Source organism: Thalassospira sp. MBR-102, assembly GCF_040549275.1.
Classification (GTDB): domain Bacteria; phylum Pseudomonadota; class Alphaproteobacteria; order Rhodospirillales; family Thalassospiraceae; genus Thalassospira; species Thalassospira xiamenensis.
Genome location: NZ_JBEPTC010000014.1, coordinates 103,737 through 119,299 on the forward strand (window position 1 = coordinate 103,737; position 15,563 = coordinate 119,299).

The window sequence follows — 15,563 nt, forward strand, 5'->3', positions numbered from 1 at the left end:
CTAGTTCGCGAGTACGGCCTTTGCCGAGACTTCGCGCAAGATATCCTGTCGCAGATTATTGACCCAGCGATTGTAATTATAATGGATCGACGTGCCATCATAGTTCAGATTGGTGCTGTCGACATAGGAAATGGAAAATTCGGACTGGTCAAAATCGATTTCAACCTTGGCCAGATGGTTGCGTGGGGAATAGGTGGCGATCAGTTCACCTTCGGCCTTGCGTTGAACGATCCATTCACGTTCGCCTGCGGCCTTGATGATGCTTTCTTCGATCTGTGCCATGCTGAGTTTTGACGCATCAGCCGGGAAGGGCTGACTGCTGACATTCTGAACGGGGGCGGTGCGGCACGCGGCAACAACAAGTGCCAGCAAACCGACGACTGCAAATTTCAAACTGCGCATATCCAACCTGCCTTTTATTGATATTATCAGATTGATCCGGTTGATCGGATCAATTATCGCGTTTTTTATTGCCCGAGCCGGGCAGACGTCCCTGATTTAATGAACCCGTCGCCAACAAAACAACCAAAACTTGCCAGATACATGAAAAAAAACGCAATCATCGATGTCAAGACCGCGTTTGGGGGCAACGTTTTATGGTGCTGGCAGCAGGTCGATGATCTGAAGGGCGACCGCACGGAAAAACGCCGCCAAAGTTCGGCCCGCGCGTGGCAGATGCTGGGCGATCTTGGACATTATATCTGGCCGGATATCGCCGGGGATGGGACATATGAAACCGTGCGGCAAGGCTCGGGGCGGCCCGGTTTAATCATCGATGGTGTGATCTATTGTGCGAGTATCAGCCACAGCCGCGATCTTGTGGCGGTGGCGATTGCCAAAGACCCGGATGCCATGATCGGCATCGATATCGAATATCGCGACCCGAGCCGTGATATCGACGCCCTGTCACGCTGGCTGTTTGACGGGGATGCGGATGGCCGGGATTTTTATCAGGGCTGGTGCGATTACGAGGCAGCCTTCAAGGCGACGGGCGAAACCGACCCGGTGATGCAGGCACGCGCCACATTGATCGCGATTGAATCCATCGATGGATTCTCCGGCGCGCTGGCACGGGTTTGACAGGGCCGGATTTTAGCTGCTTGAATTTGCGCGATATTATTGCGACAGGTAAAGCATGTCGGCAATTGGGGCAGAAAGAAACATGACGCAAAATGTCTGGGTCGGTCAGAATATCACGGCGGGGGCTCGGATGCGGCTGTTCTGTTTTCCGTTTGCTGGGGGCGGGGCGTTGTCCTATCGGCCGTGGCTGACACAATTCCCCGATGACATCGATTTGGTGCCGGTCAATCTGCCGGGGCGCGAACAGCGGTTTGGCGATCCGGTGATTGATGATCTTTCGGCGATGGTTGCGGCGGTGGCCGATGGGTTAAAGCCGGTTATGGATCGGCCATTTGCGTTTTTCGGGTATTCGATGGGGGCGCTGATTTCCCATCATCTGGCGTGTCATCTGCAACAGGCGGGGATGGCAGTGCCGGTTCATCTGTTTGTTGCGGCACGGCGCGGGCCGAATGTGGCGGGGCATCGCGCACCGTTACATCATCTGTCATCAGATGAGTTCTGGCGGGGGATTGCCAATTATGGCGGGACGCCCACCGAAATTCTGGAAAATGCGGAATATCGCGCCCTGTTCGAGCCGGGGCTTCGGGCGGATTTCAGATTGTCGGAAACCGCGGTTTCGACCGGATTGCCCAAACTGTCCTGCCCGATTACCGCCTTTGGCGGGGCGGATGATCCGAACCCGGTACCGGATGAACTGGATGACTGGGCGGCGGCGACCACGGGTGATTTTGCCAAGCATGTTTTGCCCGGCGGGCATTTTTTCCTGCGCGATGGCGGGGATGAGATCGTTCGCGTGGTCAGGGATGCGCTGACGGTAGTGTGACGGATCAGGCGGTAATGGTTTTGCGCCCGTCGACAAATTCGCCGTCGCGGACGTGATAGATCGTATCGGCCGCGTCAAACCAGCGGTCATCATGGGTGACACAGATGATGATCTTGCCCTGTTTGCGTAAGGATGGCAGGATTTTCTCATAGAAGACCGAGCGGAAATGCGGGTCCTGATCGGCGGCCCATTCATCAAGGACAAGAACAGGCTTTTCTTCAAGCAGGGCCGCGATCAGGGCAAGGCGTTTGCGTTGCCCCTGTGACAGTGACGTCGTTGAAAAGGCGTTGTCATCAATTTCGACCTTGTCATCGATTTCCATCTGTTTGAGCAGCGTTTCAACCCGTTTTGGGTCGATCTCATCAATGCCGTAAAGTTCGCGAAACAGATGATAGTCCGACAGCACGGTCGCGAAATGATCGCGATAAAGCTGCAAGGCGTCGGTCGGAAGCGGGCAATCATTGACCATGATCGAACCGCCTGCCGCCGGGCGAAGGCCGGTCAGAACGGCGATGATGGTTGATTTGCCTGCGCCATTGCCGCCGGTGATAAAGGTGATTTCGCCCTTTTTGAAGGTGGCATTGATCGGACCGACGGCAAAGCCGGGGCTATCCGTCGTGCCGGGATAGGCGAAACGAACGTCGCGCAGGCTGATTTCGGCGATATTGCCAAGGGCACCGCGCAATTTATCAAGAGTTTCGGGCGATGAGGTGCCGTTTGTGGCCTCGTTCGCATGTTGGGCGTCAAGGGCGTCTTCGAGCTGGTGATCGATATCGTTGATCTTGCGGAGCGCCACATCGGAATCGGTGAAGCTGGGGACAGAGGCAACCACAGCCCCGATCGGGCCGATCATGAACAGGGCCGCGGTCGTGGTTTGCACGGCAACGTCGTGATAGTCCGATGTGAAGATCGGAACGATGAATACCATTGCCGCCATCATCCCGTAGAAGGCCAACTGGATCAGGGCGAATTCACGCGACCATTGGGCCTTGACCACGGATTTGGTGTCGCGTGCCCGGATGGAGCGGTCATTGAGTGCGCCGAGCAGCGCGTCGCGACGCCGGCTGTTCATTTTGACTTCCTTGAAGCCATGCAACAGATCGGTCAGGCCGCCAAAAAGCAGGTTTTCATCGTCAATCGCGTCACGGGTGGCGGTGTTGATTTTGCGCATGCGTTGCAGATGGATGGTTGAAACCACAACGGCCAGAACGGAAATCATCACGAAGGCGAAGGTCGACAGCCATGCGAGATAGGCCGCGACACAGATGATCAGGACCACCTGCTGCACACCATTCAGCATCAGGGGCAGGGCGGCCGATACGGTTTGCATTTCCTGGGTGAGGGCGGTTTGAACCGCACCCTGTCCGACCTTGGCCAGCGTATCGGGGGCGGCTTTTCGCACGCGATCAAACAGGCTGAGGCGGAGTTGATGGAGGATGTGTTCCACCTCGGCGGCGATCATGTCGCTGGATTTTTTCTGGGCCCAGATATAGCCGATCAGCGACAGAGCCATCATGCCGAGATAGCGCATGCTGGCTACACCATCTTCGGCCTGTTCGGCGGCCAGATTGACGATGATCAGCACCATGGTGGTGGCAATTGATGCCAGCGACAGCAGGCCCACGGCATGGCGCAGATCGATGCGGGTTCGGGATCGCAGAAGATCAATAAGCAGCATGATCAGATCCTTCCACGCGGGTCGTTGCGGTCAAGTTCGTGCAGGGTGCCGGCTTCGAGATGCAGGCGGCGGTCGGCAGCGTCGAAATAATGATCGTCATGGGTGACGGCGATGATGGTTATGCCGCGTGCTTTGATCTGTGGCAGGATTTCGTAATAGAATTTTTTACGGAAATAGGGGTCCTGATCAGCGGCCCATTCATCAAGAACAAGGATCGGGCGATGTTCGAGAATGGCGGTGATCAGGCCAAGACGTTTGCGTTGCCCGGCAGACAGGGCGATGGAAACAAATTTGCCGTCGCGAATACCCGTCACATGGGACAGTTCAAACAGGTTGAGCCAGTAATTTGCTTCTTCGGGGTCAATTTCGGCCGATCCGTGCAGTTCGGAAAACAGGTGGAAATCGGAAAACACGGTGGCGATTTTATCGCGGAAGGACGCGATATTTTGCGCGCCAAGCTGGATATCGTCAAACCGGATGGCACCCGATACCGGGCGATAAAGGGCTGTCAGAAGCTTGATCAGGGTGGATTTGCCCGCCCCGTTGCCGCCGGTGATGAAAATCAGTTCGCCCTTTTTTACCGAAAGGCTGATCGGGCCAAGAACAAAGCCGTGGCGCGGGTCGCGGTTGGGATAGGTAAAGCAAACATCATCAAACGCGATGTTTGAAAATGTATCGGGCAGCTTTGTGCCGTTTTCGTCAATCGGTTCGGCAATTTCGTCCAGATCCTGTGACAGGGTTACCATGCGCGCGGCGGCCTGTTCGGCCGCCCCCAGAACCGCCATTGCCTGCACCACGGTGCTGATCGGGCCAATCATGAACAGGACTGCGGTGCTGACCTTGGAGACCGTGGAGCCGAAATTATCGGTATAGACCGGCACGATAAAGACGATCACCGCCAGCAGGACATAAAAGGCGGTCATGCCCATGATCATCTGACGGAACATCAGGCTGTGGGTTTCCGCCGTGATCTGTTCCTTTGTCAGCGAGTTTTCCGAAAAGGCATTGAAAAGGGTGCTGCTGCGCGATGACCACATGCGAACTTCGCGGATGCCCGAAAACAGATCGGCGACCTTGCCAAAAAGGCTGGTTTCGGCGAGATGGAGTTTGCCAAACCACATGCCGAGCTGTTTGCCCATCTGCAGATAAATGACAATCCCGGCCCCGATCACCAGCACGATCAGGAAAAAGGCCAGCGTGGACAGCCAGAAGACATAGATCATCACCGCAACCACCAGCAGAAGGGATCGGAACGACATGCCGATCATGTGCGAGTTTTGCGAAATGACCTGAGTGCTTTGGGTGATGCTGTCAAACAGGCGGGCCTGACCAAAGGTTTCAAGCCGGGCAAAGTCGGCATGGGCGATCTGACCCAGCAGTTTTCGCCGGACCTTGTCGATGCCCTGTTCGATCTGGGTCGAGATGTTGGCAAGAAGGAAAACTTCGGCCAGGAAATAGACCACGGCAAGGGCGATGAAGCCGCCGGCCAGAAGCCAGTCGACCTGATCGACACCGTTATCGGCAATGCCTTCGGCGGCGGTATTGACCAGACCCAGCAGGACCGCACTGCCCGCACCCGATAGCGCACCGGCAAAGGCAAGCCGGGCCATCAGTCTGTTATCCCCCCAAGACAACAGTTCGAGCAATTTCATCTGTTTGCAGTCCCCATAGAACCCGACGTGGGCATTTGCACGGTCTGGCGCGACTGTACCGATGCCCGGCAGGGCTGTCCAGTCGCTGTCCAGTTGGGGGCATAACCGAAAGCCTTTTTCGCGTCGAAAGAATTCAGATATTTGCGCGGTATGGCAGTGGAATGGGGCCTTCGCTGTTGATCACGAGCACGTTGCTTTGGGCATTCAGGCCAAAACGGGCACGAAGATCGTTGTTTTTTGCCACATGCCAAAGCCCGGCGATGCCTGCAATGCCGGTATCCCATGTTTCAAGCGGGGCGTCGCCATTGATCCCGGCGGAAAGCGTGTTTTGGACCAGAAGCGCCACGTCATCATCAATCGCGATGCTGTGGGTGGATACTTCGCGCAGGATTTCAAACGCCGGGAGACTCGGTTTGCCACAGGACAGTCCGATCATGCGGGTCAGGAGCTTGCCCGGAACCGATGTCAGTTCGCCGGTTGCAAGGCTTTGCTGAATGCAGGCGGCGTTTGTGGCCTCCACCGTGCAGACATTCGGTTTTTGACCGCTTTCATGCCAGATCCCGATGGCGCAACCTGCCGCCATGCCGCCGACCCCGCATTGCAGGAAGACATGATCGGGGGTGATGTTTTCAGCCCGAAGCTGGCGGGCGCATTCGATGCCGAGAACCGCATAACCCGCCATGATATCGCGGGTAACGTCGAGTTCATGGCCATAATCGGTATCGGTGATCAGAAGCACGTCGGGCGATTGTGCGGCATTTTCGGCGGCAAGGACCGCATCGTCATAGGTGCCGTCGATCCGGACGATTTCAGCCCCGTTATCGGTGATGCGGGCAATGCGGGCCTGATCGACCTCGGTTCCGACATAGATCCGCGCATGACAGCCGAATTTTTGGGCCGCCCATGCCACGGCAAGGCCGTGATTGCCATCGGTTGCAGCAACGGCGGTATAGCCCGCGCACTGCGGGCTTCCGGGTGTCAGGCCGCGTTTCAAAAGCTGCTGTTTCAGGCCATAGGGGGCACCAAGTGCCTTGACCCCGCCCAGACCGAACCGTTTGCTTTCATCCTTGATCCATACAGTGCCAAGACCGAGTTCGCGGGCAAGACCGGTGGCGCGGATCAGGGGGCTTTGGCGGTATTCCGGCCAGGAGGATATCAGGTCGAAAGCCTGATAAATATCGTTGCGCCCGGGATCAAGGGCGATGATGGACGTCATCGATTTCTCCGAAATCTGGCCGTGGTCCGGTTTTCTGTTATATGATCTTCTGGTTTATGAGGGGCGTATGATGTTGCGTCAAACACAATCTGAATATCGACGATCGGTGAGGATCGCGGTGAAGACGATTGTGTTAAATCGCTGAGAATAAGGGTATTAATTCATCTTCGCTCTCGACGGGCTTCCGGGCGATCCTTTAGGATGGCCGTTGGGATGCGAGGATTGGTTCATCACAAACGATGAGTGGACGGTTTTGCGTTTTGAGATCGGCATGAGAATGATTGCGACCGGTATGCTGGCGATGCTGTTGTCAGCGGGTGCCATTGGTGCCCATGCGCAGGGAAACGGTACCGTTGCCGAGGATGCAAATGCCGATATGTCGCCGGTTGATGTTTTGCCGAGTATCGATGTCGACACATATGACGATGCCATAATCGATCCGGCAAAATCCAATCCCGATCTGATCAACGGCCTGATTTACAAGCCCGATGCCATTCCGTTGTCGCAGTACCGCCGCCGGGCGACCGATCCGGAAAGTCTGGCGGCGTTAAGCAATGTCGATGTTATCGCCGGTGATGGCCAGACAGAACGATCCTATTACGCGGCGATTTACAGCGGCAGCACGAGTGGCGTTTATTTCAAGGTTGCAGCCCAGATTTGCGAGATGATGAGCCGTACCTTTGAGCGCCATCGCGTGCATTGCGTGCCGTTGCGATCCCAGGGTGTCGGCAGCAATATCCGTCTGATGAAGGAAGGACGGGTGCAGCTTGCCATTGTGCAGTCGAACAATAACTGGGAGGCGCAGAAAGGCATTGCGCCGATCCCCGGTGCGCGGTCGGTGATGTCGCTGCATGATGAAATGGGGTTGCTGGTGGTGCGCAATGATTCCGGCATTGAATCGGTTGGCGATCTGCGCGGCAAACGGATCAATATCGGGCCGGAAGGGTCGGCATCGCGGGAATTGTGGCTTGAGCTTCTGTCGCGGTACGATATCACGCTTGAGGATCTTGATACCGTTTACAATGTTGCGCAGGATTATAACGAACTTGGCATCTGCGAGAATTATATTGATGCGTTCGGTCTGTGGATCGGGCATCCGGCGACGCTGATTGAAGATACGCTTGGCTGCGGGGCGCGGGTTGTCGGCATGGGCGGCCCCTTGACCGATGAGATGGTGCGGGCAAACCAGTATTTCTTTAATCAGGTTTTGCCAGCAAAGACATATAGTGCGCAGGAAGAAGCGATTGCATCCTATGGGTTCAAGGCGTCGCTTATCGCCTATGAACCGGCCGATCCGTATGTGGTGTACTGGATCACGCGGATCGTTCATGAAAATATCGACCGGATGAAGGAAATGTATCCGACATTCCGAAGCGTGGTTGCCGACGATATGTATGAAAAGGGCAATTTCCTGCCGTTCCATAAGGGGGCGGCATGTTATTGGGAAACCGATGCGCATGCCTGCGACTGGCAACCCTATTATCAGCAGGCCGACCCGAAAGGGCCGAGCAAATGGAATTACAGTTATCAGCAATAAGCCGCGTTATTAAGCGGGTATGGCCGGAACCCAGCCGATGCGCGGCGCCGTGCCATGGGGTGATGATTGGCAAAACAGGCCGATCAACCCGTCATCGAGCAATTTCCGGCAGGTCGTAAGATCGTCACTGGCGCACCAGATTGCGCGATCGGGTGCGGACGGGAATTTTGCATCCTGATCGGGGCCGATATCCCGGCGCAGCAGAAAACGGTTCCCGCCAAATTTCGCGATCAATCCATGAATGGCAAGGCCGGTTGAGACCGTGCTGATCAGGCTTGGGAAATTGGTTGGGGCGACGGTGCTGAGTGCGATGGTGCGCCCGCATTTCCGGGCGATTTCGATGCGGTGTTCGACCATCCGGCGTTGCCACCCCTGTCCGCGCCATTGCGGATCAACCGCGACCCCGTCGATATGGGCGACCTTGCCCAGCTGATCGGGGGGAAGGTGATGGTCGGTGCCGAAATTCGGATCGGTTTCGCGCGGTAGCCCTAGCACGCAATAGGCCATCAGACGGTCCCCGTCAAAGGCCCCAAAGATTTGCCCGCAGGCATCCAGATGATCGGCAAAGAACTGATCGGTTTCGGTGGCGGCATTGCCCGGCGGCAGGTCCGAGATCACCTTGTGATGCAGGGCGATGATGGCGGGAAGATGGGATGGACCAAGCCGGGTCAGTTGGGTCATTCGATGACCTCCGCGTAATCCAGCAGCGACAGCGGCGGATAGAGTTTCAGTTTGCGCGCCGATGACAGCCGGATCAGATAGGAAAACCGGTCAAGCGTTTCGACCGGGATATCGGCGGGTGATATGCCACCGATCAGAATTTGTTCGACTTTGCTGGCGGCGAGACGGCCGACAAGTTCATAGCGGCTGACAAGGCCCAGCATGGCGTGACCGTCGCGGACTTCAAGTTCGGTCGCGCTAAAGGCGGCAAGCCTGTTGGCAAAACCGGCATCGGTCAGGGTATCGCGATAATTGCCGATGAAGTTATCCGGCCCGATATACAGGATATCGGCCCCCTTGCGCGCCAGTTCGGCAACGGCGGGGGCGATGTCATCGGCGGATGGTTCGCCGTCAGTGCCAAGGGGGGCGGCCAGAACGTCAAACCCCATTTCGCGGCCCAGTTCGGTCAGATCGGCGACGTTGGAAACGGAATTGTCTTCGCGGCTGTTATAGACCACGCCGAGTTTATCCATCGGGCGATAGGCGCGGATGGCATTGATCTGGGCGGCAAGCGGGGCGATGTGGGTTGCCCCGGTGACATTGGGGCGGCTTTGGCCCGCAGGCGCGGCAATACCGGTTTTCCAAGGCGATGAAACCATCACATAGACCACCGGAAGATCGGTGATGTTTTTCGCCGGATCGACGGCATCATATTTGCCGACGACAGAAGATGTGATCCCGGTGCCCCATGTGTAAACCAGATCGGGCGGGTCTTTGCGGATCTGATCGATGATGGCGGGCACGCGCGACAGATCACGCGCAACGTCATGAATGGTCAGATCGACGGGGATGTTGTTTTCGTCGAAATAGGCGCGAAATCCCTGTTCGACATTGGTTTCACCCCGCCAAAGGATCATGGCGATTTTAAGCGGGGCCTTTGATGATTGCGCATATGCCGTTGGCATTAACGTCGTGCTGAGTGCGACGATCAAGACCGCAAGAATGCCAAGCAGACGAAAAGCCGGGAGACGAGGGAATGTCATTTCGTCCCTCCTTGTGCTTTTTGTTCGCTCTTTTGTTCGCTCTTTTGTTCTGGGGGAACATGACCGATCAGAAGTTCAAAGCACAGAACCGAAACGGCGGCAAAGACCCCGAAAATCAGAACCGCGTGCGTTGTTCCGACCAGAAGGGTCAGACCGGCGGCCAGCAACGGACCGGCCGCCCCACCCAGACGTTCGGCCAGGCGCAGCACCGCAAGGACCGGGCCGGTGCCGTGATCCTTGGTGAAATCCTTGCTGAGTTTCAGGCTGGCGGAAAGCTGTGCCGGGATTGAGGTTGCCTGTGCGAGGCCTAGCAAGGCGACGGCAACCGCAAACAGGGCATATTCGGGAAGCCAGCCCGCCAGCAACAATCCGGCGGCGGTCAAACCACCGCCAATGCCGACCGCGCGGGTTTCGTTCTGGCTTTTGTCGGTCCATTTTGCCGCCGCCCAGCCGGTCAGGATCGCGACCAGCCCGTAAAGCATGATCACCCGCCCGGTTTCAGCCGTGGTCGCACCCGATTGCAGCAAGATCATCGGGGTCAGGTAATATAAAAAGCCGCTAAGGATCAGTTTGGCGGGAATGGCGGCAAACAGGATCAGCACCTGCAAACGGCGATTGCCGAGCATGGCACGAAGGGCGGCCCTGGTCGGGACCGGCGGTGGGGTTTTGCCACGCACCATATTATCCATCAGGAAGAAGGCCAGAAGGACGGCCAGAAACGCAATGGTCGCACCGGCGATAAAGGTCATATCCGGGCCGAAATGGCCAGCAACAATCCCGCCAATCGCCGGGCCGCAGATATCAGCCAGCATGATGCCGCTGACCATCATGGCGGTTCCCTGTGTGCGGTTGCTGTCATTGGTGGCATCAAGGACATAGGATTGACAGGCGACAAAGGTGGTGGCGTAACCGATCCCCGATAATGCGCGCCACAGGACAAGATCCCAGATGCCAACGGCAAAGGCGGTGCCGATCAGACCAAGTGTCGCCAGAAACGCACCACACAGATACATGCGCAGTGACCCGACCTGTTCCTGAAACAGGCTGCAGATCGGCATGGCAAGGGCAACCATCAGAAGATGCACCGCCATGACCACGCCTGCGCCAAGCTGCCCGTCGATGCTATGGGATGTGACCTGGCTAAAGAAGGCCGGCATGATCGGACGGGCCAGTTCTTCGGCCAGGACAAACATGAAGGCCAGCATGCGAACCCCGATCAGCTTTACCTCCCGTTCGCGTTGGGGATGTGTGCCGACCTTTTTGGCGGTGGTGTTGATCAGGGAATTGATGCGTTCCATGAACTGGCCGATTTCGTCATGGGTGCTTTGGCCATGCAGCAGGGTGAATTTGCGGTCGCGCACATTGCCCAGAACCTTGCGCGCAACCCTTACTGGCAGGGCGACATTGACGGTTAACACCAGCAACATCAGTTCAAATGACAGGGCGAGGGTTACGATGAAAATGATCGCAATGTCATAAAGGTTGTCAGTAACCGGGCGCATCAGGGCGGCACGGGCATGACCAAGGACCACCTCTATATCGTCATGCCCTTCGGCGCGGGGCAGGTTGAGGCGGGTCACGATATAGGTGGTATCGTTGCCCGACGGGGCCGTTAGGGCGGTGGCGATTTCATCCGATGGCAGGCCGCCCGCATGCAGGATGTCGCCCCCCATGTCGGTGATGGCGGCAAAAACCAGATCGGGGTCGCCATCGCGAAGCTGATAGACGACGGCTTCGAAGCCGACAATCTCGCGGAGCGGAATGCCGAGCCGCAGGGCATTTTCGATTTTTTCGCCAAGAACCCGGGCTTCGATTTCGGCCTTTTCGCGGATTTCGGTTTGCAGATCAGCACGCGCCAGTTCGGCGGCCCGCCAAGAAATCCCGACCAAGGCAATGCAAAGCGAGATCGTGCTGAACAGCAGCAGAATCCAGATCGTGCCCTTGGGGAAAAGACGGCTTCGGATATTGCCGCCATGAGGGGATGCGGGGGTATCGGGTTTGGTTTTCGGATTGGCAGAGGAGGTCATTTCAGGGGCTCCGCCGGGGTTTTCGATGTGCGTTCGGTGCCGTCATTTTGCGTATCGTGGGGCAACTGATCGCGGATTTCGCGGTACAGGGAAATCAGTTCGATTTCGCTTTGGGTCAGGACATCGCCATCATGGGGGCGGATATTGGGGGCCTTGCCCGCAACAGCGCGCGCCAGATCTTCGTGCAGTTCTTCGAAAACGCGATGGCGACGGCGCATCAGAATGAACAGGACGCCAAGGATGGGCACAATCATGCCCATGCCGAAGGCCGCCGATTTCCACATTTCAGAGAAGGCATTGGCAAGTTTGGCTTCGGAGGCCTGCGAGTTTGCGGTTATGACGACCAGACCCGCGCATTGGCCAAGGCTGTCGCGCAGGACCTGTCCGGCGGTGGCGATCCCCGGTGTGAAATCGATCCAATGATCACGTGTCTGTTGCGATATTGCCGCGCCAGCGAGCGCCTGATCATTGGGGGGGCTGTCTGGGGACCGGGTGGCGTTGCTGATTGGGGTGCCGTTGCAGTCCAGAACGGCGACATTGCGGATATCGTTGGCCATATCCAGACGCCGGTTCAGGACCGATTGAAGGTTTTCCATGTTTTCCAGCCGCAAGCCCAGATCGATCCCGGCAAGGACATCCTGACTGGTTTCATTGAGGATCACGGTCATGCGCTGGGCCAGAAGGGTGTGCAGGGTCTGGTCGAATCGCAGATAGTTCAGGACCGTGGTCATGCTCAGTGCGCTTGCAAGCACAAGGAAAAGGGCCAGCCCGATCTTGGTAGACAGCTTCAAAACGTGTCTCCGGCGAGATATATTTTCAAAATATTTTCAAAACATGATCCTGTTAAGCCGGTTATATCCTCAGAAAGCGGCTTTCACAAACCATATGGTTGATTGCATCGGGGTTGGGGTCAAGGCTGTATAAAACCTTGATTCGGTTTGCAGTGCTGATAGTTAGCGATTATGATTTGGCGCGGGACAATAAACCGGGGGACGTTATGGGGGCTGAAACGCTTGAAGTGCTGAAACGGCGCAAACAGCACCGGATTGCAAGTGGTGTTGTGCAACGCAATGCCCTTTGGGCGGCGGGGACCGGTTTTGTTCCGATTCCTGTTCTCGATTCTGCAGCGACGGTTGCCGTGCAGCTTAAAATGCTGGCGGAACTGAGCGATGTTTACGGTGTTGCGTTCAATAAAAGCAGTGGCAAATCCGTGATTGCGGCCTTAACCGCGTGCATTACCAGCGGCGTTTTGGGGCGGGCTCTTTTGGGGACGGGGATATTTTCCAATATTGCCAAGGTGATGCCGGTTGTCGGATCGACACTGAGCATTGTCACCATGCCGGGTTTCAATGCGGCATTTACCTATGCGCTTGGTCGGGTTTTTCAGCAGCATTACGCCGCGGGCGGGACGATGGCGGATTTTGACGCCCAAAAGGCGGAGGCCGATTTTCGCCGGAAATTCAAGGAAGGCCTGAAATTCGATCAGGACGAGAAAACGGCGTGAAGAACGCGTAATCGCGCAATAACAGGAATTCGGGTGGCGAAACGATGCATTTGATTTTGATTGTAATTTATCTGTTGGCCTGCATTGTTTGCGGCATGCTTGGCCGCCGGACATCGTTCGGATTTCTGGGGCATTTCCTGCTGGCGATTGTGATCACCCCGATTGGTGATTTTCTGGTTCAGATTGTTGCGCGCCCGTCGCGGGAGCTTCGTGAAAAGCTTAAAGACCTTGATTATGAATAAGATGATGACTGACGGGCGATCAGCATGCGTCACGATAAATCCGACGACGAGATGATGAATGGTTGATAGCGCGACAGTCGCACCCGGTGCACCAGACCAAAACGCAACCGCCCGCAAAAGAGGGCGGTGGTCGATCTTTTGGCGGCGCTTTTTCATTAGCGCGGGGGAACGCCTGCGGCGGTTGCGCACGACATTTCTGATCGGGATTCTGTTCCTGCTGATCGCGATTTTCGCGTTGGCACCGCAGATTTTCATTACCGTGCCTGCCGGGCATGTGGCGGTGATGTGGTATCGGTTCTTTGGCGGGACGGTGGTTGACAAAAGCTATGGGGAGGGCATTCACATGATCTTCCCGTGGGATGAAATGTATATCTATGACGCGCGTCTGCAAAATCAGGCGCGAGTTTATGACACCATTTCATCGAACGGCCTGTCGATGGAAGTCGACATTGCGGTGCGGTATCGGATCAATCGCGAAGCGGTCGGGATGCTGCACAAGCTTGTCGGGCCGAATTATGCGGAAATCCTTGTGTATCCGGAAATCGGATCGCATGCGCGTGAACTGATTTCGCGTTACACGCCTGAACAGCTTTATACCGAAACCCGTGCCTTCATTCAGGCCGAAATCCTTGAACGGATGGTCAACGAGCTTGGATCATCACTGGTCAATCAGAGTTTTCAGGGGCGGCTGGTGACGGTTGAAGACGTTCTGATCCGTTCCGTGATCCTGCCCGAACGCGTTGCGGATGCGATTGAACGCAAGGCTGAACAATATCAGGCCATGCTGGAATATGATTTCCGTCTGGCGCGCGAGGAAAAGGAAAAGGAACGCAAGAAGATCGAGGCGGAAGGTATTCGGGAATTCCAGGATATCGTCGCCAAAACGATTACCGAGGAATATCTTCGCCTGCGCGGTATCGAAGCCACCATGACGCTTGCGACATCGAAAAACAGCAAGACGATCATCATTGGTGGCAAAGATGGCCTGCCCGTGATCCTCAATACCGCAGATTCGCCGACGGCCAGCACACCGGATTCAGATTCGGGGGCGGAGCTTGTGAACGATACGGCGGAAAGCCTGCCGAATTCCGGGGCGCTTAATGCACGGTCGCAGGAAATCGCGCCGCAAAATGCGATTTCGCCGGGCGTTCGTGCCCCGGTCGATCCGTCGGACAAACGTGCGCGCCCCGGTGCGGCAAATTCGGCCACACCGCCGGTAACACCGTCGATGAAGCCGACAGCCCCGACAGCGGGGGCGTCAGAGGATGTTTCAACGACGGGTAAAACGGCTGGTGATGTTCTGAAATCGATTGCCCCGCTGTTTGATCCGACCAGTGGTGACGGGGGTGGTGTTGTCAAACAGAGCGACATGGAACCTGCCGCGAAACATGAGAGTGCGGGGCAGCCTGAAATTTCAAAAACCGGTAGCAAATAAAGGGTGTTGTGCGTTGCTACTTCAGGTTAGTTCAGGTAAAGTTGAAGAATAGATTTTGCGTGCAGACCATCAACTTACAGGTACAAATTCAAGAGGCGATAATGAGCGAAGCAGAAACCATCGAAGAGACTGAAGAACTGGCCGTCGCGAAGGCGGATGAAATTCGTGCCCAGTCCCGTGACTGCATCCATCGTCATAGCGTTTATGCTGCGGTTGGTGGTCTTGTCCCGATCCCGTTCCTTGAAATGGCCACCAGCAGCACGATCCAGGTGCGGATGCTTGCAAAGCTTTGCGACATTTACGGTGTTCCGTTCTCTGAGAACGCGATCAAGAGTTCGATTTCGACCCTGGTTGCAACGGTTCTGCCGATGACCGGTGTCGGTTATGCAACGGCGGCACTGGTTCGCAAGGTTCCGGTTGTTGGCACGATCTTTGGCGTTGTCGCAATGCCGACCTTTGCTGGTGCCTGCACCTATGCGCTGGGGCGTGTTTTTGCCTGGCACTTTGCCAAGGGCGGAACGGTTGACGATTTCGATGCCGATGAAATGAAGGGTCGTTTCAAGGACGAATTCGAAGACGGCAAACGCAAGGCGTCCGAATTTGTCAAAGGCGGCAAAACCACGGCCAAACCGGCAGCGGGTGCAACGACCGCCAAAGCCTGATTGA

15 protein-coding genes are annotated in these 15,563 nt (G+C 56.4%); 7 read left to right on the top strand and 8 right to left on the bottom strand.

Annotation, left to right across the window (positions count from 1 at the left end; all coding sequences use genetic code 11):
• Nucleotides 1-402, bottom strand: a complete 402-nt coding sequence (locus ABIE64_RS19860; protein ID WP_007090633.1) for a hypothetical protein — start codon at nucleotides 400-402, stop codon at nucleotides 1-3.
• Between the two features lie 141 nt (nucleotides 403-543).
• On the opposite strand from ABIE64_RS19860, the gene ABIE64_RS19865 reads away from it, so the two are divergent.
• On the top strand, nucleotides 544-1,080 hold the full coding sequence (locus ABIE64_RS19865; protein WP_354378356.1) for a 4'-phosphopantetheinyl transferase family protein: 537 nt from the start codon (nucleotides 544-546) through the stop codon (nucleotides 1,078-1,080).
• Nucleotides 1,081-1,162: 82 nt separating this feature from the next.
• The gene (locus ABIE64_RS19870; protein ID WP_354378357.1) at nucleotides 1,163-1,903 is read left to right on the top strand and encodes a thioesterase II family protein; all 741 of its coding nucleotides are present in this window, start codon (nucleotides 1,163-1,165) and stop codon (nucleotides 1,901-1,903) included.
• A gap of 4 nt (nucleotides 1,904-1,907) precedes the next feature.
• On the opposite strand, the gene ABIE64_RS19875 is transcribed toward ABIE64_RS19870, so the two are convergent.
• The 3 genes from ABIE64_RS19875 to ABIE64_RS19885 form a co-directional block, all read right to left on the bottom strand.
• On the bottom strand, nucleotides 1,908-3,581 hold the full coding sequence (locus ABIE64_RS19875) for a cyclic peptide export ABC transporter (protein WP_354378358.1): 1,674 nt from the start codon (nucleotides 3,579-3,581) through the stop codon (nucleotides 1,908-1,910).
• Between the two features lie 2 nt (nucleotides 3,582-3,583).
• Nucleotides 3,584-5,233 (bottom strand): cyclic peptide export ABC transporter, encoded by a 1,650-nt coding sequence (locus ABIE64_RS19880; RefSeq protein WP_354378359.1) that lies wholly within the window; start codon nucleotides 5,231-5,233, stop codon nucleotides 3,584-3,586.
• Nucleotides 5,234-5,366: 133 nt separating this feature from the next.
• Complete coding sequence (locus tag ABIE64_RS19885) at nucleotides 5,367-6,449, bottom strand: diaminopropionate ammonia-lyase (RefSeq protein ID WP_354378360.1); 1,083 nt, start codon at nucleotides 6,447-6,449, stop codon at nucleotides 5,367-5,369.
• A gap of 271 nt (nucleotides 6,450-6,720) precedes the next feature.
• Between ABIE64_RS19885 and ABIE64_RS19890 the strand changes: the two genes are divergently transcribed.
• Entirely contained in the window at nucleotides 6,721-7,986 is a 1,266-nt protein-coding gene (locus ABIE64_RS19890) for a TAXI family TRAP transporter solute-binding subunit (protein ID WP_354378361.1), read from the top strand.
• 9 nt (nucleotides 7,987-7,995) lie between these two features.
• Here ABIE64_RS19890 and ABIE64_RS19895 read toward each other — a convergent pair whose 3' ends face one another.
• The 4 genes from ABIE64_RS19895 to ABIE64_RS19910 are packed head-to-tail and all read right to left on the bottom strand — an operon-like array spanning nucleotide 7,996 to nucleotide 12,507.
• The gene (locus tag ABIE64_RS19895) at nucleotides 7,996-8,667 is read right to left on the bottom strand and encodes a GNAT family N-acetyltransferase (RefSeq protein ID WP_354378362.1); all 672 of its coding nucleotides are present in this window, start codon (nucleotides 8,665-8,667) and stop codon (nucleotides 7,996-7,998) included.
• A complete protein-coding gene (locus ABIE64_RS19900) occupies nucleotides 8,664-9,689 on the bottom strand; it encodes an ABC transporter substrate-binding protein (protein WP_354378363.1) in 1,026 nt (341 codons plus the stop codon). The genes ABIE64_RS19895 and ABIE64_RS19900 overlap by 4 nt, the downstream gene beginning before the upstream one ends.
• The gene (locus tag ABIE64_RS19905) at nucleotides 9,686-11,716 is read right to left on the bottom strand and encodes an MFS transporter (protein ID WP_354378364.1); all 2,031 of its coding nucleotides are present in this window, start codon (nucleotides 11,714-11,716) and stop codon (nucleotides 9,686-9,688) included. Before ABIE64_RS19905 ends, ABIE64_RS19900 begins: the two co-directional genes overlap by 4 nt.
• Nucleotides 11,713-12,507 carry a hypothetical protein gene (locus ABIE64_RS19910; protein WP_354378365.1) on the bottom strand — a complete coding sequence of 265 codons (795 nt, stop codon included), beginning with the start codon at nucleotides 12,505-12,507 and terminating at the stop codon, nucleotides 11,713-11,715. Before ABIE64_RS19910 ends, ABIE64_RS19905 begins: the two co-directional genes overlap by 4 nt.
• Before the next feature lie 206 nt (nucleotides 12,508-12,713).
• Between ABIE64_RS19910 and ABIE64_RS19915 the strand changes: the two genes are divergently transcribed.
• The 4 genes from ABIE64_RS19915 to ABIE64_RS19930 all read left to right on the top strand — a co-directional run bounded on the left by ABIE64_RS19915 (nucleotide 12,714) and on the right by ABIE64_RS19930 (nucleotide 15,559).
• A complete protein-coding gene (locus tag ABIE64_RS19915) occupies nucleotides 12,714-13,220 on the top strand; it encodes a YcjF family protein (RefSeq protein WP_063094787.1) in 507 nt (168 codons plus the stop codon).
• 44 nt (nucleotides 13,221-13,264) lie between these two features.
• Nucleotides 13,265-13,462, top strand: a complete 198-nt coding sequence (locus ABIE64_RS19920) for a hypothetical protein (protein ID WP_037992693.1) — start codon at nucleotides 13,265-13,267, stop codon at nucleotides 13,460-13,462.
• Nucleotides 13,463-13,643: 181 nt separating this feature from the next.
• A complete protein-coding gene (locus ABIE64_RS19925) occupies nucleotides 13,644-14,897 on the top strand; it encodes an SPFH domain-containing protein (protein ID WP_354378366.1) in 1,254 nt (417 codons plus the stop codon).
• 101 nt (nucleotides 14,898-14,998) lie between these two features.
• The gene (locus ABIE64_RS19930) at nucleotides 14,999-15,559 is read left to right on the top strand and encodes a YcjF family protein (RefSeq protein WP_114094871.1); all 561 of its coding nucleotides are present in this window, start codon (nucleotides 14,999-15,001) and stop codon (nucleotides 15,557-15,559) included.
• Nucleotides 15,560-15,563: the final 4 nt, after the last annotated feature.